Origin of the sequence: Leisingera sp. M658, from assembly GCF_025144145.1 — a bacterium.
Lineage (GTDB): Bacteria > Pseudomonadota > Alphaproteobacteria > Rhodobacterales > Rhodobacteraceae > Leisingera.
This window is the reverse complement of record NZ_CP083546.1, coordinates 795,632-817,500: the sequence shown is the minus strand read 5'-3', so window position 1 is coordinate 817,500 and position 21,869 is coordinate 795,632. Positions and strand designations below refer to the sequence as shown.

General features: G+C 62.7%; 21 protein-coding genes (1 of these 21 cut by a window edge). 13 read left to right on the top strand and 8 right to left on the bottom strand.

Going from position 1 to position 21,869, the window contains the following annotated elements; genetic code table 11:
• The 4 genes in view from K3724_RS04205 to K3724_RS04190 are tightly spaced (at most 5 nt apart) and all read right to left on the bottom strand, a layout consistent with a single transcriptional unit that may run on beyond the window.
• On the bottom strand, positions 1 to 115 hold the start of the coding sequence (locus K3724_RS04205) for a carboxymuconolactone decarboxylase family protein (RefSeq protein ID WP_259990388.1). Its footprint begins 263 nt before the window's first position; the window shows 115 of its 378 coding nt (coding positions 1-115); its start codon is at positions 113 to 115; its stop codon lies beyond the left edge, outside the window.
• A gap of 1 nt (position 116) precedes the next feature.
• Positions 117 to 1,571 carry an aldehyde dehydrogenase family protein gene (locus tag K3724_RS04200; protein WP_259990387.1) on the bottom strand — a complete coding sequence of 485 codons (1,455 nt, stop codon included), beginning with the start codon at positions 1,569 to 1,571 and terminating at the stop codon, positions 117 to 119.
• 5 nt (positions 1,572 to 1,576) lie between these two features.
• The gene (locus K3724_RS04195; protein ID WP_259990384.1) at positions 1,577 to 2,677 is read right to left on the bottom strand and encodes an aromatic ring-hydroxylating dioxygenase subunit alpha; all 1,101 of its coding nucleotides are present in this window, start codon (positions 2,675 to 2,677) and stop codon (positions 1,577 to 1,579) included.
• On the bottom strand, positions 2,674 to 3,561 hold the full coding sequence (locus K3724_RS04190; RefSeq protein ID WP_259990382.1) for a MurR/RpiR family transcriptional regulator: 888 nt from the start codon (positions 3,559 to 3,561) through the stop codon (positions 2,674 to 2,676). The genes K3724_RS04195 and K3724_RS04190 overlap by 4 nt, the downstream gene beginning before the upstream one ends.
• Before the next feature lie 70 nt (positions 3,562 to 3,631).
• Here K3724_RS04190 and K3724_RS04185 point away from each other — a divergent pair, with 70 nt between their 5' ends.
• The 8 genes from K3724_RS04185 to K3724_RS04150 all read left to right on the top strand — a co-directional run bounded on the left by K3724_RS04185 (position 3,632) and on the right by K3724_RS04150 (position 13,149).
• On the top strand, positions 3,632 to 6,091 hold the full coding sequence (locus K3724_RS04185; protein ID WP_259990380.1) for an FAD-dependent oxidoreductase: 2,460 nt from the start codon (positions 3,632 to 3,634) through the stop codon (positions 6,089 to 6,091).
• Between the two features lie 98 nt (positions 6,092 to 6,189).
• A complete protein-coding gene (locus K3724_RS04180; RefSeq protein WP_259990378.1) occupies positions 6,190 to 7,272 on the top strand; it encodes an alcohol dehydrogenase family protein in 1,083 nt (360 codons plus the stop codon).
• The gene (locus K3724_RS04175) at positions 7,269 to 7,877 is read left to right on the top strand and encodes a dimethylsulfonioproprionate lyase family protein (protein ID WP_259990377.1); all 609 of its coding nucleotides are present in this window, start codon (positions 7,269 to 7,271) and stop codon (positions 7,875 to 7,877) included. Before K3724_RS04180 ends, K3724_RS04175 begins: the two co-directional genes overlap by 4 nt.
• Positions 7,878 to 7,894: 17 nt before the next feature.
• Positions 7,895 to 9,007, top strand: coding sequence for a mandelate racemase/muconate lactonizing enzyme family protein (locus K3724_RS04170; RefSeq protein ID WP_259990375.1), 1,113 nt, complete (start codon positions 7,895 to 7,897; stop codon positions 9,005 to 9,007).
• Positions 9,004 to 10,113, top strand: coding sequence for a mandelate racemase/muconate lactonizing enzyme family protein (locus K3724_RS04165; protein WP_259990373.1), 1,110 nt, complete (start codon positions 9,004 to 9,006; stop codon positions 10,111 to 10,113). The genes K3724_RS04170 and K3724_RS04165 overlap by 4 nt, the downstream gene beginning before the upstream one ends.
• A gap of 4 nt (positions 10,114 to 10,117) precedes the next feature.
• Positions 10,118 to 10,708 (top strand): dimethylsulfonioproprionate lyase family protein, encoded by a 591-nt coding sequence (locus K3724_RS04160; RefSeq protein WP_259990371.1) that lies wholly within the window; start codon positions 10,118 to 10,120, stop codon positions 10,706 to 10,708.
• Positions 10,705 to 11,808: a mandelate racemase/muconate lactonizing enzyme family protein gene (locus tag K3724_RS04155; protein ID WP_259990369.1), complete on the top strand. Its 1,104-nt coding sequence runs from the start codon at positions 10,705 to 10,707 to the stop codon at positions 11,806 to 11,808. Before K3724_RS04160 ends, K3724_RS04155 begins: the two co-directional genes overlap by 4 nt.
• A gap of 66 nt (positions 11,809 to 11,874) precedes the next feature.
• Complete coding sequence (locus tag K3724_RS04150) at positions 11,875 to 13,149, top strand: aspartate aminotransferase family protein (protein WP_259990367.1); 1,275 nt, start codon at positions 11,875 to 11,877, stop codon at positions 13,147 to 13,149.
• Positions 13,150 to 13,221: 72 nt separating this feature from the next.
• Here the strand turns inward: K3724_RS04150 and K3724_RS04145 are convergent, their stop codons facing one another.
• The 4 genes from K3724_RS04145 to K3724_RS04130 form a co-directional block, all read right to left on the bottom strand.
• Positions 13,222 to 14,265, bottom strand: coding sequence for an Ldh family oxidoreductase (locus tag K3724_RS04145; protein WP_259990365.1), 1,044 nt, complete (start codon positions 14,263 to 14,265; stop codon positions 13,222 to 13,224).
• Positions 14,266 to 14,534: 269 nt separating this feature from the next.
• Complete coding sequence (locus K3724_RS04140; protein ID WP_259992553.1) at positions 14,535 to 14,885, bottom strand: RidA family protein; 351 nt, start codon at positions 14,883 to 14,885, stop codon at positions 14,535 to 14,537.
• Between the two features lie 50 nt (positions 14,886 to 14,935).
• On the bottom strand, positions 14,936 to 15,277 hold the full coding sequence (locus tag K3724_RS04135; protein ID WP_259990363.1) for a hypothetical protein: 342 nt from the start codon (positions 15,275 to 15,277) through the stop codon (positions 14,936 to 14,938).
• 87 nt (positions 15,278 to 15,364) lie between these two features.
• A complete protein-coding gene (locus K3724_RS04130; protein WP_259990361.1) occupies positions 15,365 to 16,237 on the bottom strand; it encodes a MurR/RpiR family transcriptional regulator in 873 nt (290 codons plus the stop codon).
• A 152-nt stretch (positions 16,238 to 16,389) separates the two neighbouring features.
• Here K3724_RS04130 and K3724_RS04125 point away from each other — a divergent pair, with 152 nt between their 5' ends.
• From K3724_RS04125 to K3724_RS04105, 5 genes are all read left to right on the top strand, one after another.
• The gene (locus K3724_RS04125) at positions 16,390 to 17,175 is read left to right on the top strand and encodes an N-formylglutamate amidohydrolase (protein WP_259990359.1); all 786 of its coding nucleotides are present in this window, start codon (positions 16,390 to 16,392) and stop codon (positions 17,173 to 17,175) included.
• Positions 17,168 to 17,764: a TRAP transporter small permease subunit gene (locus tag K3724_RS04120; protein ID WP_259990357.1), complete on the top strand. Its 597-nt coding sequence runs from the start codon at positions 17,168 to 17,170 to the stop codon at positions 17,762 to 17,764. Before K3724_RS04125 ends, K3724_RS04120 begins: the two co-directional genes overlap by 8 nt.
• A complete protein-coding gene (locus tag K3724_RS04115; RefSeq protein WP_259990355.1) occupies positions 17,764 to 19,266 on the top strand; it encodes a TRAP transporter large permease subunit in 1,503 nt (500 codons plus the stop codon). The genes K3724_RS04120 and K3724_RS04115 overlap by 1 nt, the downstream gene beginning before the upstream one ends.
• Before the next feature lie 52 nt (positions 19,267 to 19,318).
• Entirely contained in the window at positions 19,319 to 20,353 is a 1,035-nt protein-coding gene (locus K3724_RS04110) for a TRAP transporter substrate-binding protein (RefSeq protein WP_259990353.1), read from the top strand.
• A gap of 117 nt (positions 20,354 to 20,470) precedes the next feature.
• A complete protein-coding gene (locus K3724_RS04105) occupies positions 20,471 to 21,823 on the top strand; it encodes a glutamine synthetase family protein (protein ID WP_259990351.1) in 1,353 nt (450 codons plus the stop codon).
• Positions 21,824 to 21,869: the final 46 nt, after the last annotated feature.

Sequence of the window (21,869 nt, the reverse complement as noted above, 5' to 3'; positions counted from 1 at the left end):
AAGGGCGGCTGAAATCATCCGCCGCGGCCAGATTGCTTTCGACGTATTCCGCGCCAAGCGTCGCCTTGCGCTGCTCCATGCCCTTCAGGAACAGGTCTTCGTCAAATGTGCTCATCTCAGCCTCTCAATCTCATGGCGATGTTCTTGGTCTGCACGTAGTTCCACAGCGCCTCGCGGCCCTTTTCGCGGCCGTAGCCGGATTTGCCGTAGCCGCCAAAGGGGGTTTCGACCCCGCCGGCATACCATTCGTTCACAAACACCTGGCCTGCGCGGAGCTGGCGAGCGCAGCGGGTGGCGCGGTCCAGGTCGCGGGTGAAGACGCCGCCGACCAGCCCGTATTCGGTGCTGTTGGCGATCGCGATCGCCTCGGCATCGGATTGGAACTTGAGCACCGACAGGACGGGGCCGAAGATTTCCTCGCTGGCGATGCTGTCGTTCGGGGTGATGCCGGAAACAACGGTCGGGGCCAGGAACGCACCCGCATTGCCAACAGGCGTGCCACCGGTGGCAACGGTGGCACCGTCTGCCTGCGCCTGCTGGACGAAGCCCAGGGCGCGGTCGCGCTGAGGCATCGAGACCATCGCACCCATATTGGCACCAAACTCCGGCCGGTCGATGCCGGGGCCAACGTTCAGGCTGCTGGCCACATTCACCGCGCGCTCGACCAGCTCGTCATGGCGGCTTTCGTGCACGATCACCCGGCTCATGGCGCTGCACACCTGGCCTGCGTTGAAATAGATACCCCAGCGGATGTCATTCTCAAACGCGTCGAGGTCGGCGTCCTCATGCACGATGGCGGCGGATTTGCCGCCAAGCTCAAGCACGCAAGGGACCACATTCTGTGCCGCTGCGGTGGCGATACGGATGCCGGTGGGCACTGAGCCGGTAAAGACGATCTGGTTCACCTGGCTGTGGCCGGAAAGTGCCGCGCCCGCTTCGTGGCCATAACCGCAGAGGATATTGACCGCGCCAGCCGGAAAACCGGCAGCCTCGGCTGCGCGGGCGAGCCAGGCATTGGTGAGCGGGGTGAGTTCCGGCGTTTTGATCACGCAAGCGTTGCCGGTGGCAAGTGCAGCCGACAGCGAACGCGCGGTCATCTCCACCGGGTAGTTCCAGGGGATGATCTGGGCAGAGACGCCCATCGGCTCATTCTCGGTCCAGTCGAAGTAACCGCCACCCAGCGGGATCGAGCGGCCTTCGACGGTGCTGGCCTGATTGCCGTAGTATTCGAAATAGAGCGCGGCGCCTTCGACCTCGGTCCGGGATTCCCACAGCGGCTTGCCTTGCTCCAGTGTCAGGACACGGGCGATCTCGTCGAGATTGTCCAAGAGGTAGCGGCCCATCGCCTGCACCATGCGTCCGCGCGCAATCGGGCGCAGCGATGACAGCTCCCCTGAAAGATGCAGCCGGCGGGCAGCCTGCACGGCGCGGTCCACGTCGGCGGCATCAGCCAGCGCCTGGCGGGCCAGCAGTTCGCCGTTGGCCGGGTTGGTGACATCAATCCACCCTGCCCCGCCGGGCACCCAGGCGCCGTCGATGTAATTCAGCCATTCGGCATCTAGCTGTGTCATATTCGTTAGGTCCCTGCTGCAAGATCGTGGTCTGCCGCTTCACGCATCCACTTCTGAAGATGCAGGATTGAATGTTCCGAGTTCACTCCGCAAGAGGGATCAACCACCAAGGGTCCGGGAACATAGCCGCGGCTTTTGAGGCCGCGCTGGACGGACTCCACCAGGTGGATATCCTCCTCTACCGTAGTTGCCCGGTCCTGAACCGCCATCCGGCGCACGGTTTCATTGTCCTCGCCGCCGTTGGAATACCAGCCGCGCCAAACCACCACGTGATCAGCGTCCACTGCCCGCCAGTGATAGGTGTTCAGCAGATTGCCCGGGTAGACCTGAAAGGAGAACATCGGCCAGAGGAACCAGCTGGAATATTTCTCGTTGTTTTCAAAACCGGAGTTGATGTCATAAGTCATCTGGTCCAGCGAATTGCACTCGGTGGTGTGGCGCAGGCAGTAGCCCTGAGGCTGGATGTCATAGGTTTCCGGCTTGATCACCCCCGTGGAGAAGGTCGGGTGGTTCAAGCTGCAGTGGTAGCATTCAGAGTAGTTTTCAACGGAAACTTTCCAATTGCAGGCCTCCGGAATACCCACCCATTCCAACGGCTTCAGGTCCGCCCAATTGGGGACAAAACTCTCCAGCTCAGCCCGCACATTCGGGAACCAGTCCTCCATCGGCCGTGCCTCCGGGTCGAGGTTCACAAAGATAAAGCCGAGGAAAACCTCGGTGCGGACTTCGGTCAGGCAAACCTTGGATTTGTCGAACCCCTGAACCGATTTGAGGTTCGGCCCGGCGCGCAGCTGGCCGGTCAGCTCATAGGTCCAGGCGTGATAGGGGCAGACCACAACCCGCGTGGTGCCGATCCCCGAGACAAGCTGATGGGCACGGTGCTGGCAGACATTATAGAAGGTGCGGATTTCGCCATCGCGCCCCTTGATGCTGAACAGGTTTTCGCCGGCCATCTCAAAGGCGAAATAGTCGCCGGTGTTTTCCAGCTGGCTGGCGTGGCCGGCAAACTGCCAGCTGCGCGCCAAAAGGCCCTTGCGCTCAGCCTCAAAGAGGACCGGGTCGATGTAATACCGCGCCTCAAGAGAATGGATCGGGGCTGCGTTCATTCAGGGTCCTCCGCGTAGATGCCAAGCTGGTGCCGGCGTTTGTGGAATTTCTCCACCCGCGCGACGATTTCCTCGCTGGAGACAGCAATCACAAAGGACAGCAGCGTTTCCAGAAAAGCGATTGTCGAGACGGATGAAGGGAAGAATTGCGGCGTATCCACTGCAACAACAAAACCATGATCCGCATTCAGGACCACCGGGCTGGCGGGGCTGTCGGAGACCCCGATAATGGCGACCCCTTGTTCGCGCGCGATCTGGACCGCCTCGATCACCTCGGCCCGGTAGGGCTTGCAGGTCATCGCGATCAGCACATCCTGGCCGTCCGCCCAGGCAAGGTCATCCACCGCCGTCGAGCCGGGCCGCGGGATGGCGTGGAATTGCTTCATGCCGGTTGAGGCAAGATAGGTGAAATTGCGGGCATTGGCGTTGTTGACGCCGACGCCCAGCGTGAACACCTGGCGGGAATTCCAAATCGCATGCGCTGCTGCCTCCAAAGCGCTGGCGTCGATCCCTGCAAAGGTGTCTTCGATATTGCGGATCGCAGCACCCGCCATATCGGCATAAAGCGCGCCCAGCTCACCGGACTTGGCCGTATCCTGCAGCCAGCGGGCGCGGTCGGGAAACGACACCCCGCCTTTGCGAATCGCCTCGCGGAAAGGGGCGCGGAAATCCTCATAGCCTTCAAAGCCCACCTGCCGCGCCATGCGGACAAAGGTGTTGGGCTTCACATTGGCCGCCCCGGCAATCTCGCGCACGGTGGAAACCCCGACATCCGCAGGGTTTTCCAGCACATAGCGGGCCGCCTTCTGGGCCTCGGGGGTCAGCGCATCCCACTCTTCCGTGAGGCGCTCCAAAACAGTCAGTGATACATTTGTGCCATTCATGATTGACGATGGTACAAATATGGAATTAGCCTGTCGAGCAGAAAAGCGCATTGCAATCAGGAACAGCGAAATGGCTGAGAATGAATTCCCGACACAGGCTCGCGTGGTCATCGTGGGCGGCGGCGTGATGGGGGTGGGCCTGGCCTATCACCTGGCACATGAGGGTTGGGGCCCGGAGGTGGTTCTGCTGGAAAAGGCCGAGCTGACTTCCGGCTCGACCTGGCACGCGGCGGGACAGATCACCCATTCCACCAGCTCTTTCGGCCTTGGCAAATGCGTCGACTATAACATCGGCCTCTATTCCGGGAAGCTGGAGGAAGAGACCGGCCAGGCGGTGACCTGGCACGGTTGCGGCTCGTTCCGCCTGGCCTATACCGAGGATGAAATGGACTGGCTGCGCCACACCCTGTCCGTCGGGCGCTCGCTGGGGTTCAACATCGAACTTGTTGGACCGGATAGGGTCGCCGAGCAGCACCCCTTCTACAACCTCGACGGCGTTCTGGGCGCGCTGCACACCCCGGACGACGGCCACGTGGACCCTTCAGGCGTCACCATGGCACTAGCCGCAGGCGCCCGCCAGCTTGGTGCCCGCATCATCCGCCATTGCCGCGCAACAAATATCACCCAGTCCAACAATGGCGAATGGATCGTGGAAACGGAAAAGGGCACCATTACTTGCGAGCATGTCGTGAACGCAGGCGGCACCTATGCCCGCCAGATGGGCGAATGGTCCGGGCTGCAGCTCCCGATGACCTCGATGACCCACCACTATTTCGTGACCGAACCGGTGCCGGAGTTCGAGGCGCTGGACAAGGAACTGCCGGTGATCCGCGACGACAGACAGGTCTCGGGCTATATCCGCATGGAGCAGAAGCGCGGCCTGATCGGGATTTATGAGAAGGAAGGCAGCAATTCGGTCTGGCACGACCACTGCCCATGGGACTACGAAAACTGGCTGTTTGATGCCGATTACGACCGGGTGATGCCCTGGCTGGAGGAAAGCCTGAACCGGATGCCGGTCTTCGCCGACCTCGGCATCCAGCGCGAGGTGCATGGCGCGATCTCGCATCCCCCCGATGGCAACCCGCTGATCGGCCCGGCGCCGGGCGTCAAAAACTACTGGTGCTGCTGCGGCACCCAGATCGGCATCGGCTGGGGTCCGGGCCTGTCCCGCGAGCTGGCCCGCTGGATGGTGCATGGCGCCGCCGACATCTCGATGCGCGACTACGACCCGCGCCGTTTCGGCGCCTACGCCACCAAAGACTGGCAGGTGACCAAGGCGCATGAGGACTACAAGCTGCGCCACGAGATCCCCTTCCCGCATTTCAACCGCCTGGCGGGCCGCCCAATCAAACCCTCGCCGCTTTATGAGCGGCTGAAGGACAAAGGCGCGGTCTATGAGGAAGTCTACGGCCACGAGCGCCCGCGCTGGTTTGCCAGGAACGGTGTGGAGCAACGCGACCACTATTCCTTCAAGCGCAACGAAGTGCACCATATGGTCGGCTTGGAGTGCAAGGCCGTGCGCGAGGGCGTGGGTATCATGGACATCTCCGCCTTCACCAAAGTCGAAGTTTCAGGCCCCGGCGCCGCCGCCCTGCTGGACCGGCTGACCGCCAACCGCCTGCCGCAAAAGGCGGGTGGCATCGCCCTCACCCACATGCTGAACCGCCGCGGCCGGATCGAGCTGGAAACCACCGTGGTGAAGCTGGCGGAGGGCCGCTACTACCTGGTCTGCGCCGCCTTCTTTGAACAGCGGCTGCTGGACCGCCTGAACCAGAACCGCGCGGGTGAAGAGGTGGAAATCACAACGCTGTCCACCGATTGGGCTGCCATCGCTCTCAACGGCCCGAAAGCCCGCAGGGTCCTGGGCGGCTGCACCGATGCGGACCTGACAAACGCCGGTTTCAAGTGGCTGACCGCGCAACAGATCGAAGTTGCAGGCCATAAGCTCTGGGCCTTCCGGATGTCTTATGCGGGGGAACTTGGCTGGGAACTGCACATCCCGCGCGGCAGCGCCCTGGCGGTCTATGACGCGCTGTGGGCCGCGGGTGAGGCGCATGGCATTGCCGACTACGGCTCCTTCGCGATGAACGCGATGCGGATGGAGAAGGGTTTCAAGGGTGCGGGCGAACTCACCAACGAAGTGACCCTGGCCGAGGCGGACGTGCTGCGCTTTGCCCGCACCGACAAGGCTTACTTGGGCAAGGACAAGACGCTGAACGACGCTGACAAGCCCTGGGTCTGCGCCTATCTGGAGATTGAGCCAGACGGCGTCACGGACGGCCATGGCGGTGAAGCCGTCCTGCTGGATGGTCAGGTCGCGGGTTCCACCGCCTCGGTCGCCTATGGCCATACCGTCGGCAAGATCCTGGCCTTCGCCTACGTGAATCCGAACGCCAATGTGCCGGGCACCGAGGTTGAGGTGATCATCGCAGGCACCCCGCGCAAGGGCCGGATCCTGGGCGCCCCCGCTTATGACCCCGAAAGCCTGCTGCCCCGTAGCGACGCGGAGCTCACTCCGGCTGAATGAGCAAACAACAGGCCTCCTTCATCTTTCAAAAATACTCCGGGGGAGCCGAAGGCGGGGGCAGCACCCCCCTCCCCATAGCCAAAAGGGAAACGCCGAAAATGACCCTGCCCGACACAATGAAAGCGATGGTTCTGACCGGCCACGGCGGTCTGGACAAATACGAATGGCACCAGGACTGGCCGGTGCCGCAACCCGGTCCGATGGAGGCGCTGATCAAGGTCGGCGCCTGCGGGCTGAACAACACCGATGTGAACACCCGCTCCGGCTGGTACTCCAAGTCCGTCAAAGGCGCCACCACCGGCGGCGCCTTTGACGAAGCGGGCGAGGAAGACCCGAGCTGGGGCGGCCGCCCCATCACCTTCCCGCGCATCCAGGGGGCCGACGCGGTTGGCGATGTGGTGGCCGTTGGCGACGGGGCCGACCCTGCGCTCATCGGCAAGCGCGTCATGGCCGGCGGCTGGGTCCGTGACTGGGACGATCCCGGCAACATGGACAAGGCCGGCTACTTCGGCTCCGAATGCGATGGCGGCTTTGCCGAATACACCAAGGCGGATGTGCGCGGTGTGGCGGTGGTCAACAGCCCCCTCAGCGATGCGGAGCTGGCCACTTTTTCCTGCTCTTATGTCACCGCCGAGGGCATGCTGAGCCGTGCCAATGTGGATGCGGATGACACCGTGCTGGTCCCCGGCGCCTCGGGCGGGGTTGGCGGCGCGCTGGTCCAGCTTGCCAAGCGCCGCGGCGCCAGGGTGATTGCCATGGCGTCTGAGGCCAAACATGCAGAGGTGGCCGGGCTTGGCCCCGACCTGATCCTGCCACGGTCGCCGGAAAACCTGCGGGCTGCACTTGGCGGCGAAAAGGTCACCGTGGTGGCCGATGTGGTCGGCGGCGCGGCCTGGCCCAAGCTGATCAGCGTGCTGGAGCGCGGCGGCCGCTACACCTGCTCCGGCGCGATTGCCGGACCGGTGGTCGAGCTGGACCTGCGCACCTTCTACCTGCGTGACCTGACCTTCACCGGCTCCACCGTAACTCCGCACCGCAACTTCACCGACGTGGTCTCCTATATCGAAAAGGGCGAAATCAAACCGGCACTGGCCGCTGCCTATCCGCTGGCGGGCTTGAAAGAGGCGCAGGCCGCCTTCATCGCCAAGAAGCACACCGGCAATATCGTGGTGCTCCCATGAGCCGGGCGCTGTTTGATAAGGCGCTGGAGGCGGCCAAGGCCTTCCATGCCGCCTTGCCAGCCGTGGCAGAGTTTCAGCCCTGGCCCAGCGACATCCGCTGGGCGGGCCGCGAGGGACATCAGGTTCCCGGCGCAGCACTGGTGCAATCCGACCCCGGTTATGCCGCCAAGGGCATCCCGGCAGAGGCTGAGGTGCGCGCCCTGCAGCAAGCGATCATTGCCCTGGCGCCGCATGCGGAATGGCGCCGCACCTATACCGAAGAGGAAGTCGGCCAGGACTTTCTGCTGCGTTACGGCTGGTTTGAACTGGTTGGGCCAACGGGGCATTTCCATTCACTCCAAACGCGGATGACCATTGGCTATTGGGGCCCTGGACTGGACTATCCCTGGCACCAGCACACCCCTGAAGAGCTTTATACCATCCTGTCCGGCAGCGCCGATTTCATGGCCAAGGGCGAAGAGGTCAGGCGGCTGGTTCCGGGTGACACCAAGATGCACGGGCCAAACCAGCCGCATGCGATGATCACCAACGGGCATCCGATCCTCTGCTTCGTCTTCTGGCGCGGCGAGGGGCTGGCGGATGATCCGGCAATGTCCCCGGACTGACAACAGGAGCGCCAGAGATGAAGATCACCTGTATCCGCATCTTCCAAACCGGCCTGCCTTATGTTGGCGGCGCCTATGTCTGGGGCGCAGGCAATGCGATTGAAACCGCCACCGCCTCGGTGGTGGTGATCGACACCGACACAGGCCTGCAGGGCTGCGGCGAGTTCACCCCCTGCGGCGAGAACTACATGGTTGCCCATTCCGAAGGCGTACCAGCGCTGGCCCGGCTGGTGGCGCCCGCCCTTATCGGCGAGGACCCGCGCGATGTGGCCCGGATCGAACGGATCATGGACCATCTGGTTCAAGGGCACGGCTATGCCAAGGCCCCGTTTGATGCCGCCTGCTGGGACATTCTGGGCCAGTCGCTGGATGCGCCGCTGTGGCGGCTCTGGGGCGGCAAGCTGACCGATGGTGCGCCAATGTACCGGGTGGCGCCGCAGAAGGGCACCGCGGAAACCATCGCCGAGATGGACCGCTACCGAACGCAAGGCTACCGCCAGTTCCAGGTCAAGGTCGGCGGCGACTGGGCCGCGGATATCGACCGCATCCGCTCCACCGTGCCGCTGCTGAAGCCCGGCGAAAAGGCGATGGCTGATGCCAACCAAGGCTGGCGGGTCGACAATGCGCTGCGGGTGGCGCGGGCAACCAAAGACCTGGACTACATCCTGGAACAGCCCTGCCGTACCTACGAGGAATGCCAGCAGGTGCGGATGCGCACCGACCTGCCGATGAAGCTGGATGAATGCGTGACCGGCATGCAGGCCGCCCAGCGCATCGTGGCGGATCATGGCGCTGATCTGGTCTGCCTCAAAATCTCCAACCCCGGCGGCATCTCCAAGGCGCGCCGGGTGCGGGACTACCTGGTCGAGAACCGCCTGCCAGTGGTGGCCGAGGACACCCGGGGCGGCGAGATTGCCAGCGCGACACTGGCACATTTCGCCGCCACCACTCCGGCTGAGTACCTGCACAACACCACCGATCTGATGAACTACAACACACGCTCCACAGGCACCGGCGGCGCCTGGGCGAAGAACGGCAGGCTCTACGCGCCGGACACGCCGGGGCTGGGTGTCACTCCCGATTTCGAAAGCCTCGGCGTGCCGGTGGCAGAGTTTGGAGGCACAGCATGAAAATCACCCGGATCACCGTCTATCAGCTCGATATGCCGCTGACCGAGCCCTATTACCTGTCGGGTGGGCGGCTGAAGTTCGAAAAACTAGACAGCACGTTTGTGCGCATTGATACCGACGAGGGCATCTCGGGCTGGGGGGAAGGCTGCCCCTGGGGGCATACCTATCTGCCCGCACATGGGCCGGGGATTCGGGCCGGAATTGAAACCCTGTCGCCTGCGTTGATCGGGCTGGACCCGCGCTGCCTGGATCACGTGAACCGGGTGATGGATGTGCAGCTGCCAGGGCATCCATATGTGAAGTCGCCGATCGACATGGCCTGCTGGGATATTCTCGGCAAGGCTACAGGCCTGCCGCTGTGGCAGCTTCTGGGCGGGGCCGAGGCGGCGCCGGTACTGGTGAACTCCTCGATTTCCACCGGCAGCCCGGAAGAGATGCTGGCGCTGATCGCCTGTGCCGCGCAAAAGGGCTATACTGTGCATTCGGCCAAAGTCGGCGGCACTGACATTGGCCTCGACATCGACCGGATCGAAGCGATCTCGGAAGGCTTGCCCAAGGGCCACAAGGTGACCTTCGACGTAAACCGCGCCTGGCAGCCAGGGGTCGCGGTGGAGGTGCTGAACTCGGTCAAGGCCCGCGACTGGGTGGAGCAGCCCTGTGAAACGCTGGATCAATGCGCCCATGTGGCGTCGCGGGTCTCCAACCCGATCATGCTGGATGAATGCATGCATACGTTCGGTGATCACCTGGCGGCCTGGAAGCGTGGCGCCTGCGAGGGGGTAAAGGTGAAACCCAACCGCGTCGGCGGGCTGACCCGGGCGCGGCAGATCCGCGACTTTGGCGTCTCGGTGGGCTGGCAGATGCATATTGAGGATCTGGGCGGCTCGGCGCTGGCCGATACTGCGGCGATCCATTTGGCCGCCTCGACACCGGACTCAAACCGGCTGGCAAGCTGGCTTTGCCACTATCATCTGGACGTGGACCCGGTGCCCGGCCAGGGCGCGCGCAATGACGCAGGGGTAGCGGTGCCGCCCTCCCTGCCCGGCCTCGGCGTGATGCCGGAAGAAGGCGCGCTGGGGGACCCGGTTGCGGTCTACGGAGGCTAACGCGATGCCTGCACAGTTGCTGCATGAGCTGACACAACTGGCTGCCCGGACTGAGGGCCTGGGCTGGTTTGCCGCGCGGATGCAAAGCCTGCCGCTGCTGGAGGTTGCACTGCACCGTCTGCCGGTCTGCGGCAAGATCAGCGCCTTGCGCACGCGCTGGGCACAAGACGGCCCGGCGCAGGACGCCGTGGCGGCCCTCATTGACGCGATTCCGGCTTTGCGCTGGCAGCAGACTTACACTGAGGCCGACAGCTTCTCCCGCGACTGGCTGGACAATTACGGCTGGGTCAATCTGGTCTCGCCCGAGGGGCTGTACCAAAGCGATGAAATGCGCCTGTCCATCGGCTACTGGGGTGCCGGACAGCATTACAGTGAACATTCGCACGCGCCCGAGGAAACCTATCTGATCCTCGCAGGCCAGGCCCGGTTTCATTCCCAAGGCCGCGCGGCACAGGATGCCGGGCCGGAAGACACCATCCACCACGCGCCGCATCAGAAACATGCCATTGATATGGTGCCGGGACCGCTGCTGGCGGCGGCGTTCTGGCGCGGTGAAGATCTTTTGAAAAAATCCGACCTGGGAACACGCGAATGAAAATCACCCGGATATCCCTGTGGCATGTGCCGCTGACCAGCCACACCGCCTATTACATGGCCGAGGGCAAGACCTGCGGCACAGTCGAAAGCGTGGTGCTGGCGCTGGACACCGATACCGGCCTGACCGGCTGGGGCGAGGTATGCCCGATCCCGCACTACCTGCCAGCCTATGCCCGCGGCGTGGTGCCTGCTGTCGAGGAACTGGCGCCGGTGCTGCTGGGTGCCGATCCTGTGGGGCCAGAGGCGGTGATGGCGAAGCTGGACAGTTGGCTGCAGGGGCATGCCTATGCCAAATCAGCCATCGACATTGCTCTGTGGGACCTGACCGCGCAGGCGGCAAACCTGCCGCTTCATGCTCTGCTCGGCGGTCAGCGGCAGGCGGATATGCCGCTTTATCATTCAATCACCTGTGTTGCACCCGAGGAGATGGCGCGCATTGCCTGCGAGGCGCAGGCCACCGGCATCACCCAGTTTCAGGTAAGACTCGGCGCGGACCGTGACTGGCAGGCGGATGCAGCCCGTCTGCGGATGGTGCGCGAGGCAATCGGCAGCGGGCCACTGGTCTATGGCGACTGGAACTGCGGTGCATCCTCGCTGGATGCCTCCCGCGTGGGCCGGGCTGTTGCAGATCTGGACATCATGCTGGAACAGCCCTGCGCCACCATCAAGGACTGCGCCCGGGTGCGCGCGTCTTGCGGCCTGCCTATGAAACTGGATGAAAACGCCCATGATACAGCTTCGCTGCTGGCAGGCCATGCGGCGGGCGTTATGGATGCGGTTGCCATCAAACTGTCGAAATTCGGCGGACTGTCAGCCTCGCGCCGGGCGCGGGACTTGTGCCTGCATCTGGGTGCAAAGATGTGCATCGAGGACACCTGGGGCTCCGACATTACCACCGCTGCCCTGCTGCATTTGGGTGCGTCCACCGATCCGCTGCGGCTGATGAATGTCTGCGACTTGTCCTCCTACGTTAGCCCGCGGCTGGACCCGGCAGGTCCAGAGCGCCGCAATGGCCGCATCGCCCCGCCCGAAGGCCCCGGCCTTGGCGTGCGGCCTGACCGCAAGGGGCTGGGCGCTCCCGCAGCTGTGATCGAATAAATTTTGACTTCTTGGTCAAATTCCACCTAACTTCGGGCAACCCGGCCCTCAACAGGAATTGAAGACATGGAAAAGATCCTCTCCCAGGCTGAATGGACCGAACGCGCCCGCGCGGTGCTGCCCGCGGGCGGCTTTGGCAACTTCGACCCCGGTATCGTCATCCGCGAGGGCAAGGGTGCGCGTGTGTGGGATGAAGACGGCAAGGAGTACATCGACTATCTGATCGGCTCCGGTCCGATGATGCTGGGCCATGGCCATCCGGAAGTGATGGAGGCGGTGCTGGAGCAGCTGCCGAAGGGTATGACCTTCTTTGCCAGCAACACCCGCGGCATCGAACTGGCCGAGGAAATCTGCCGTGCGGTGCCCTGCGCCGAACAGCTGCGCTATGTCTCCACCGGCGGTGAGGCGGACATGTATGCGATCCGGCTGGCGCGGGCCTTCACCGGGCGCACCAAGATCGTGAAGTTTGAGGGCGGCTATCACGGCATGTCGGCAGAGGCGCAGATGAGCCTGGCGCCCTCGGTGCGGGTGAACTTTCCGCAAGCGGTACCGGACAGTGCCGGGATCCCGCCGTCGGTCGCCGCCGAGGTGCTGGTGGCGCCGTTCAATGACTTTGAGTTCATCAAGCAGCTGATGGCCGAGCACGGGCACGAGATTGCGGCGATCATCGCCGAACCGCTGCAGCGCATCGTGCCGCCGCTGCCGGGCTTCCTGGAGCTGCTGCGCGAGGAGACCCGGAAACACGGCAGCCTGCTGATTTTTGACGAGGTGGTGACCGGGTTCCGCTCCACCTATGGCGGCGGGCAGGAGCTGTATGGCGTGACGCCGGATCTGGCGGCATTGGGCAAGGTGATCGGCGGCGGCTTCCCCCTGGCAGCCATCGTTGGCCGTGCCGATATCATGCAGCATTTCGACAAAACGCAGGTCGGCGCCGAGGGCTGGCTGATGCAGCTGGGCACGCTGTCGGGCAACCCGGTGGCCGCAGCGGCGGGCCTCAAGACCATGGAAGTGCTGCGCCGCGAGGGCGCCTATGACCGGCTGAACGGCACTGGCAAGCGGCTGATGCAGGCAACCAGTGCGGCGCTGGAAGAGGCCGGGGTGCCGTTCCGGATCGTCGGGGAGCCTGCGCTGTTCGAGGTTGTGTTCACGGACAGCAAAGTCCGGGACTACCGCGATACCCAGGCGGGCAATGCGGAGCGTACCAGACGGTACAATGCGGTGCTGCGCGCGGAGGGCATCTTCAAGTCGCCAGGCAAGACCTACCCAAGCCTGGCCCTGACCGAAGAGGATCTGCAACAGACCGAAGAAGCCATCCGCAAGGCGGCAATGGCTCTGGACTGATCCAGGCGGTTTTTGCCAGGCTGCAAAACCCAGGTGTAACGGCGGGTCCTGCTGGCACCGCCGTTCATCGGTTCATGCCGCCCCCAGGCTTTCGGCCAGCTCCTGGATCTGGCGCCAGGTCTCCAGTGGCACCGCGATCCGCCCCTCTGAAGCAGCACGGTGGTTGCGTTCGCGTTCGCCTGGGATTTCTACCTGCTCAAATCCTGGTGCTGGCGGGCAGCTGCGCAGATCGGCCAGCACGTCTTCGGCCGCAGCCTGCATGGTCGGCGCGGCGCGGAACCGGGAGGCCTCCAGGGTGATCAGCAGCCAGTTGCATTCGGTTGTGGACGGCCCCAGCATCGCCTCGCCGATGAGTTCAGCCACCAGCGCCAGCGCATAGCCTTTTTGCGCGCCGGCAGGCAGGATGGCACCGCCCGCAAAATAATCTTCGGGATCGCGGGTCGGATTGCCATTGCGGTCGATCACGCAGCCCTCCGGCAGCAGAGCGCCCGCGGATTTGGCAGCGTAGATCCAGCCGCCGGCAATTTTGGACGTTGCAAAGTCCAGCACCACCGGACCCTGCGCGCCGCCCGGGATGCCTGCACACCAGGGATTGGTCGGCAATTTGGCCTGCGCCCCGCCATGGGGCGCCACTTGGCGCCAGGTCTGCCGGTTGCCGCCGCCGATGCAGATGGTCAGGAAACCCTGCTCTGCCGCGATGTCGGCAAAGGCGCCATGGCGGCCAGTGTGACCCGCATGACGGATGGAAAGCGCCGAAATCCCGCGCTCCCGCGCCTCGGCGATGCCGGTTTCGTAGGCAAGCTGCATCGCCGGGATGCCAATGCCGCCGCCGCCCTCGACCCGCATCACACCGCAGCTGTCCCGGAAGGCGCGCGCTGTGCCCTTGGGGTCAAGATAGCCTGACCGCGTTTGCCTGGCATATTCCAGCACCCGCATGATACCGTGGCTTTCCACGCCGCACAGGCTGGTGTCGGCCAAATGATGCGCCACCTGCGCCGAAACTTCCGGACTGTACCCCAGGTTGGCGAAAATTCTACGGATCAGGCCTTCCGCCTCAGCCGCTTCGACGGATGTGCGGCTGCCCCGCAGGGTAAGCTTGGAAGCTGGTGATTGCATCAACGCATGCGCCCCCAGCAGGGTATTGGGCCTTGGCTACTGTGTGAAAGAGACTGATCTGCCATGCCGCGTACTCCGTCCCCCTGCCTGCACCAATCACTCTACCGCCGTGCAGCAGCGGGAAAAGAAGGTAAAATAGAACAATCTATGCTGCTAGGGTTGTTATCCCGTTTCACCAGATTGCCGCGTTTCAAGCCACTAAGCGCAACCTTGGGCATGCACGGGCGGAGCAGGAGCGATAGGAGTCCTGAACTGGACAGCCACCGGGATCAGGCCCTGGCAGCGGTGACGATAAATTCGACCAGAAAATCCTCGCGGGCCAGCTTTGCCTCGCCGCAGGCACGCGCCGGAGCGTGGCCTTCAGGGACCCAGGCGTCCCAAACTGCGTTCATCCCGGCAAAATCCTTCATGTCGGCAAGCCAGATCACCGTCTGCAGAATGCGGGTCTTGCTGCTGCCGGCCTCGGCCAGCAGCGCGTCGATCTTATCCAGGCAATCCTGGGTTTGCTGCGCGACGCTGGCACCGGCAGTGCCGACTTGGCCTGCCAGATAGATGGTATCGCCGTGGGTCACGATCTGGCTCATGCGCTGGCCGGTGTGTTTGCGGGTAACATCAGTCATCATATTATCTCCCTTGCACTGAATGGAACGTTATACGCTTATGCGCCCGGTTACTGGGTCAGCAGCCAGTCAGCCCCCGACGGGCAAAACCTGCGCCGGACCTGCTTGGGGTCCTGGCTGTCCTTAAGGAAGGCCTGATGCTGCAAGAGCAGGCAGTCACCCTCCTTGCCGGCCACCCGGACCTCGCCATGTGCGCCGCTGTCCGGGTTGGTCCATTCGGCCCGCTTGCCAGTGCCGACCTGCGCCTCGGCCAGCAACGACTGTTCGGCCTGGCGCATGATGTTGGTGTCCTGCGGCGTCAGCCCTGACGTGGCCAGAATGCGGCTGAGCGGGTTGGCCGCGGCGGGTGCTGCAGCAAGTGCTGCCAGCGCCAGAATTCCGATTAGTCGCATTTGAATACTCCTGCCTGAAAGAAACCGGCCTGATGCCCAGTAAGGCGCAACCGGAGGGCAATGTCCATGCAGCAGCCTGTCTTCTGGTCAGGAGAACTTGCGGAACAGGCGGGTCATATCGAACAGCTCATCCAGGCGGTCGTAGCGGTCCTTGGTCTTGTCCCAGCTCTCTTCCTGGGTGGCGGCGATCATCGCCTCCAAAAGCATCATGGTGGAGATATTGGAGTCCCAGGCGGAAGGGATCTCGACCCAGCAGTTGAAGGTATGTTCGGCAACCGACGCAATCGGGCTGGCCCATTGATCCGTGATCAAAACAATCTTCACCCCGCGTTCGGAGGCGAGTTCGGCCAAGCGCTGCAGGTTGGTTTCATAACGGCGCACATCGAACAGCAGCAGGGTGTCGCCCTCAACCATGTCCAGCACGTAATGGGGCCAGGTGGCGGAGGAAGACGTCATATGGGTGACCCGCTGCCGGATCGCCTGAAAATGGGTAAAGGCGTAATCCGCCAAGGCGCGAGTGATGCGGCCGCCAACCACATAAAGCCGCCCCTCGGTGTTTGACAGCTGATGCACCGCCGCATCGAACTGTGCGGTGTCGATGTTTGAGAACGTCTGCTGCAGGTTGTCGGTCACAGCCTGTGCAAATCTGTTCAGCAGGTGGCCCTCGGGCGCCTCGGTCGCCCAATTGTCCCGCCGCTTGGTCGGACCGGAGACTTTGGCCTCCAGTTCCTTCAGCAGTGCCTGGTGGAATTGCGGATACCCTTTGAAGCCCAGTTTCTGCACCATCCGCGCCACGGTCGGTGTCGAGACATCAGCATTGCTGGCCACAATGGTGATCGAAGCCAATCCTGCCGCAGGGTAATTTTCCAGCAGCAGGTTTGCGAACTTGCGTTCGGACTGGGTGAGCGCGGAATAGCTCTCGCGGATCAACTCGCGAACGGTGGCTGGCGGTTTCGTCAACGGGGCATTCCTGCTTTGAACAGACACTTTCCTATCCGGGTCCGGCCTGAAAAGAAAGTTTCAGGAATCTCTGTGCGAAACCGGTCATGAAAAGATATTGACACAAATATCTCTTCATGGAAAGATTTTTCCAAATCGCAGGGGGGCAACATATGCGAGAGAGCGATTCTCACGCTCAAGCGGAGACAGTGGAGGTGGTGAACCGTGAGGGCGCCAGCCCGGTTCTGCTGCTGTGCGAGCACGCCTCCAGCAGTATCCCCGCGCGCTATGACGGGCTGGGGCTGCGGGATCAGGACCGGCTGAGCCACGCCGCCTGGGATCCGGGTGCGCGGGCCATTGCTTTGCATATATCTAAGGCCCTGAATGCACCGCTGGTGGCCAGCACCGTGTCGCGGCTGGTGTACGACTGCAACCGCCCGCCCGAAGCGGCCTCGGCGATGCCGGAGAAATCCGAACTGGTCGAGGTGCCCGGCAACAAAGACCTGACAGCCGCCCAGCGGCAGGAGCGTGCGGACACGGTCTATGCCCCGTTCTGCAGCACTGTCGCCGAGGTCATCAAGGCCCGCAAGGATGCCGGGCTGCAAACCGTTCTGGTCACCATGCACAGTTTTACCCCGGTCTATTACGGCGAAAACCGCGCGGTCGAAATCGGCATCCTGCACGACGCCGACAGCCGCCTGGCTGACGCCATGCTGGCTGCGGCCCCTGCCCTGCCGCACCGCCGGGTGGAGCGCAATGAACCCTATGGCCCGGCGGATGGCGTCACCCATTCTCTGAAGATCCACGGGCTGGCACACGGGCTGGCCAATGTAATGATCGAAATCCGCAACGATCTGGTGACCACGCCGGAAGAAGAAGAGGCCATGGCAGAAGAAATGCTGACATTGCTGCGCCCGGCCCTGGCCGCGCTGGCGGCGGAAGGGGGCTTTGGTGCCTAAAGTAATAAGGGCCTATGTGCGCGGCATTGACGCGATGAACCGTTTCATCGGCCGCTTTGCCATGTATCTGATCTTTGCCCTGATCGGGGTGCTGCTGTGGTCGTCGGTGTCCAAGACTTTTTTCAACCCGTCGCACTGGACGCTGGAGACGGCGCAGTTTGTTATGGTGGCCTATTACATTCTGGGCGGACCCTATTCGATCCAAATGGGGTCAAACGTGCGGATGGACCTGTTTTACGGCGGCTGGTCGACGAAAACCAAGGCGCTGGTTGATGCGTTCACCGTGCTGTTCCTGATCAGCTACCTTGTAATCCTGATGTACGGCGCGCTCAGCTCTACGGCCTATTCACTGGGGTATTTCGGTATAGAACCCGTGCAGTTCTTCTGGGACCTGCTGAAAACGCTGCTGAGCGAAGGCCCCGCCGCTGCGGGCGAAAAGCTCGGCTATCTCGAGCGCAGTTCCACCGCCTGGCGCCCCTTCCTGTGGCCTGTCAAAACCATCCTCTGCTTCGGTGTCTTTCTGATGCTGCTGCAATGCCTTGCCGAATTGTTCCGGGATATCGGACGCCTGCGCGGAGTTGAAATCTGATGTCCTACGAATGGATTGCTATCGTCATGTTTGCCGGCATGATGCTGATGCTGATGACCGGCCAGAGGGTGTTTGGCGCCATCGGCTTTGTCGGGGCTGTTGCGGGCATGCTTCTGTGGGGCACCGGCGGGGTCGAGATCCCGTTCTCTGCGGCGATGAAGCTGATGAAATGGTATCCGCTGCTGACGCTGCCGATGTTCATTTTCATGGGCTATGTGCTGTCGGAATCAAAGATCGCTGACGACCTTTACCGGATGTTCCACGTTTGGATGGGGCCAGTGAAAGGCGGGCTCGCCATCGGCACGATCGGTCTGATGGTATTGATCTCGGCGATGAATGGCCTGTCGGTCGCCGGCATGGCAATTGGTGCCACCATTGCGCTGCCTGAACTGCTGCGCCGCGGCTATGACAAGATCCTGGTGACCGGCACCATTCAGGCCGGCTCCTCGCTTGGCATCCTGGTGCCGCCGTCGGTGGTGCTGGTGCTTTATGCGATGATTGCGCGTCAGCCGGTGGGCCAGCTGTGGCTGGCAGGTGTGATCCCCGGCCTGCTGATGGCCACCATGTTCATCATCTACATCTATGTCCGCTCCCGCATGCAGCCCGACCTGGGCCCGGCCATGCACCCCGAGGATCTGGCGGAATACGAGCAGATCACCGACCACCCGCTGCGCCTGAACTACATCGTGCTGGGCGCGCTTGTACTGGTGCCGCTGCTGATCAAGACTGGCACATTGGAGGCCAAACCCGCGCTTGGCCTGGCGCTGGCCCTGGGCGCATTGTCCTTCCTGACCCGCAAGAATGCCCTGTTCTACAAAGACGTGTTCATGAAGGAGAAGTACCGCCTACTGTTCTCCGGCGTGCTGCCGCTGGCGATCTTTGCCGCGATGATGGTGCCCTTTGTGAACGGCTGGACCTCGCTGGTGGAAAGCTCGGCGATCGGTGCCATGACGGCCTTCATCGCCGCGGTGCTGAAGGGGCGGATGACCAAGGAGGTGTTTGAGACTTCGGTGCGCTCGACCCTTGGCATCTCTTGCATGTTCATGTGGATCATCCTCGCCGCCCTGGCCTTCGGGGCAATCTTTGACGGCCTCGGCGCGGTCAAGGCCATCGAAGACCTGTTCACCACCAAGCTGGGCCTGTCCCCTTGGATGATCCTGATCCTGATGCAGCTGAGCTTCATCATCATGGGCACCTTCCTGGACGACACCGCAATGCTGGTGATCGTGGCACCGCTTTACGTGCCGCTGGTGGGGGCGCTTGGGTTTGATCTGATCTGGTACGGGGTGCTTTATACCATCACCACCCAGATCGCCTATATGACGCCGCCTTTCGGCTATAACCTGTTCCTGATGCGGGCAATGGCACCGCCGGAAATCGGGCTGAAGGACATCTATGTCTCGATCATCCCCTTTGCCGCGGTGATGGTTCTGGCTCTGGCCCTGATCATGGTCTTCCCGCAAATTGCCCTGTGGCTGCCGGACTATGTCTACGGAAAATAACCAAGGAAGAGTCCCGCCAAGGGGCCGGATATTTCAACAAGGAGTGAGTATAATGACAACAAGACGTAAGTTTCTGAAAACCGCCGGCGTTGGCGCCATGGCGGCACCGCTGGCCACCCCGGCCCTGGCCCAGTCCACCATCAAATGGCGGATGCAGACCTATGCCGGTGCGGCGCTGGGTGAACATGTGATCAAACCCGCCATCGACATGTTCAACAAGATCGCCGGCGACCGGATGCAGATCGAACTCTACTACGCCGATCAGCTGGTCCCCACCGGCGAGCTGTTCCGCGCCATGCAGCGCGGCACCATCGACGCGGTGCAGTCGGATGATGACTCGATGGCCTCGCCCACCGAGGTCACCGTGTTCGGCGGCTACTTCCCCTTCGCCTCGCGCTACTCGCTGGACGTGCCAGTGCTGTTCAACCAGTACGGCCTGAACGAGATCTGGGACGCGGAATATTCCAAGGTCGGTGTCAAGCATATCTCGGCCGGCGCCTGGGATCCCTGCCACTTTGCCACCAAGGATCCGATCAACTCGCTGGCGGACCTGAAGGGCAAGCGCGTCTTCACCTTCCCGACTGCCGGCCGCTTCCTGTCGCAGTTCGGCGTTGTGCCGGTCACCCTGCCCTGGGAAGACATCGAAGTCGCAGTGCAGACCGGCGAGCTGGACGGCATCGCCTGGTCCGGCATCACCGAGGATTACACCGTCGGCTGGTCCAAGGTCACCGACTACTTCCTGACCAACAACATCTCCGGCGCCTGGGCCGGGTCGTTCTTTGCCAACCAGGGCCGCTGGAATGAGCTGCCCGAAGACCTGCAGACCCTGTTCCGCGTTTGCTGCGACCAGTCGCATTATTACCGCCAGTGGTGGTATTGGGGCGGTGAAGCCAACCTGCGCGTCAACGGCAGCGACATGAAGCTGACCACCATTCCCGATGACGAATGGGCACAGGTCGAAGACGCGGCAGTGAAGTTCTGGGACGAGATCGCGGCCGAGTCCGAGACCAAGGCAAAGGTTGTCGAGATCTTCAAGACGTACAACGCCGACATGCAGAAGGCGGGCCGCCCCTACCGCTACGGCTAAGGGACCGGCAAACGAAACGGAACTTGGCCTGCCGCGCAGCGGGCCAAATTCCTTACCCAAGGAATTTGCCAAAACTTTTGAGGAAAAGTTTTGGCCCAAGCACGCAAAGGGCTGCTCATGCTCTCCTTCGATGATTTGAAATCCCAGGTTTCTTCGGGCCTGGTCGACACGGTTCTGGTGTGTCTGGTTGACATGCAAGGGCGGCTGATGGGCAAACGCTTCCACGCCAAGCATTTTGTTGCCGGAGCCTGGGAAGAGACCCATTGCTGCAACTACTTGCTGGCGACGGACCTGGAGATGGCGACGCCGGACGGCTATGCCTCGACCAGCTGGGAAAACGGCTATGGCGACTATGTGATGAAGCCGGACCTGGCGACCCTGCGCCCGGTGCCGTGGCTGGAGGGCACGGTGATGGTGCTGTGCGATGTGCTGGATCACCACACGCATGAAGAGGTTTCACACTCTCCCCGCGCGATCCTGAAACGCCAGGTAAACCGGCTTAAGGCGATGGGCTATGACGCCATGTGCGCCACCGAGCTGGAGTTTTTCCTGTTCGAAAAGAGCTTTGACGAGATCCGCAAGTCCGGTTTCCGCGACCTGGCGCCGATCTCGGGCTACAACGAGGATTACAACATCCTGCAGACCACCCGTGAAGAGCATGTGATGCGTCCGATCCGCAACCACCTGTGGGACGCGGGCTTGCCGATTGAGAACTCCAAGGGTGAGGCGGAGACCGGCCAGGAAGAGCTCAACATCAAATACGCCGCGGCGATGGACACTGCAGAATACCACACGATCGCCAAGCACGCGGTGAAGGAAATCGCCCACCAGCAGGGCCATGCGGTGACCTTCCTGCCGAAATGGAGCCACGATAAGGTCGGCTCTTCCAGCCATGTGCATCAGTCGCTATGGCAGGACGGCAAGCCCGCGTTTCATGATCCGTCGGATGATCTGGGCATGTCGCCGCTGATGAAGGCCTACATGGGTGGCCTGCTGAAATACGCGCCCGATTACACTGCCTTCATGGCGCCCTATATCAACAGCTACAAACGCTTCATGAAGGGCACCTTTGCACCGACAAGGATCATCTGGTCGGTGGACAACCGCACCGCCGGCTACCGCCTGTGCGGCGACGGGACCAAGGCGATCCGGGTGGAGTGCCGCATTCCGGGCTCTGACATGAACCCCTATCTGGCGATGGCGGGCATGCTGGCGGCGGGCATTGCCGGGATCGAAGAAGGGCTGGAGCTGCAGCCCCCGTCAAAAGGCGATGTCTACCAGGGTGACACGGGCATGATCCCGGGCACACTGCGCGATGCCACGGCGGCGCTGAAAGGCTCGGCGATGCTGCGTTCCGCCCTTGGCGACGATGTGGTCGATCATTATGTACGCGCCGCCGAGGTGGAGATCGAGGAGTTTGACCGCGTGGTTACCGACTACGAGATCGCGCGCGGCTTCGAGCGGGCGTGATCCGGCCCCGGCGGACCGGGGGCCAGCCCCCTGACCCCCGAGGTAT

Bases quoted from the DNA above. Each gene is read 5' to 3' on its own strand.
- K3724_RS04200 (WP_259990387.1), bottom strand. From the start codon at position 1,571: ATGACACAGCTAGATGCCGAATGGCTGAATTACATCGACGGCGCCTGG.
- K3724_RS04195 (WP_259990384.1), bottom strand. From the start codon at position 2,677: ATGAACGCAGCCCCGATCCATTCTCTTGAGGCGCGGTATTACATCGAC.
- K3724_RS04190 (WP_259990382.1), bottom strand. From the start codon at position 3,561: ATGAATGGCACAAATGTATCACTGACTGTTTTGGAGCGCCTCACGGAA.
- K3724_RS04185 (WP_259990380.1), top strand. From the start codon at position 3,632: ATGGCTGAGAATGAATTCCCGACACAGGCTCGCGTGGTCATCGTGGGC.
- K3724_RS04180 (WP_259990378.1), top strand. From the start codon at position 6,190: ATGACCCTGCCCGACACAATGAAAGCGATGGTTCTGACCGGCCACGGC.
- K3724_RS04175 (WP_259990377.1), top strand. From the start codon at position 7,269: ATGAGCCGGGCGCTGTTTGATAAGGCGCTGGAGGCGGCCAAGGCCTTC.
- K3724_RS04170 (WP_259990375.1), top strand. From the start codon at position 7,895: ATGAAGATCACCTGTATCCGCATCTTCCAAACCGGCCTGCCTTATGTT.
- K3724_RS04165 (WP_259990373.1), top strand. From the start codon at position 9,004: ATGAAAATCACCCGGATCACCGTCTATCAGCTCGATATGCCGCTGACC.
- K3724_RS04160 (WP_259990371.1), top strand. From the start codon at position 10,118: ATGCCTGCACAGTTGCTGCATGAGCTGACACAACTGGCTGCCCGGACT.
- K3724_RS04155 (WP_259990369.1), top strand. From the start codon at position 10,705: ATGAAAATCACCCGGATATCCCTGTGGCATGTGCCGCTGACCAGCCAC.
- K3724_RS04150 (WP_259990367.1), top strand. From the start codon at position 11,875: ATGGAAAAGATCCTCTCCCAGGCTGAATGGACCGAACGCGCCCGCGCG.
- K3724_RS04145 (WP_259990365.1), bottom strand. From the start codon at position 14,265: ATGCAATCACCAGCTTCCAAGCTTACCCTGCGGGGCAGCCGCACATCC.
- K3724_RS04140 (WP_259992553.1), bottom strand. From the start codon at position 14,885: ATGACTGATGTTACCCGCAAACACACCGGCCAGCGCATGAGCCAGATC.
- K3724_RS04135 (WP_259990363.1), bottom strand. From the start codon at position 15,277: ATGCGACTAATCGGAATTCTGGCGCTGGCAGCACTTGCTGCAGCACCC.
- K3724_RS04125 (WP_259990359.1), top strand. From the start codon at position 16,390: ATGCGAGAGAGCGATTCTCACGCTCAAGCGGAGACAGTGGAGGTGGTG.
- K3724_RS04115 (WP_259990355.1), top strand. From the start codon at position 17,764: ATGTCCTACGAATGGATTGCTATCGTCATGTTTGCCGGCATGATGCTG.
- K3724_RS04110 (WP_259990353.1), top strand. From the start codon at position 19,319: ATGACAACAAGACGTAAGTTTCTGAAAACCGCCGGCGTTGGCGCCATG.
- K3724_RS04105 (WP_259990351.1), top strand. From the start codon at position 20,471: ATGCTCTCCTTCGATGATTTGAAATCCCAGGTTTCTTCGGGCCTGGTC.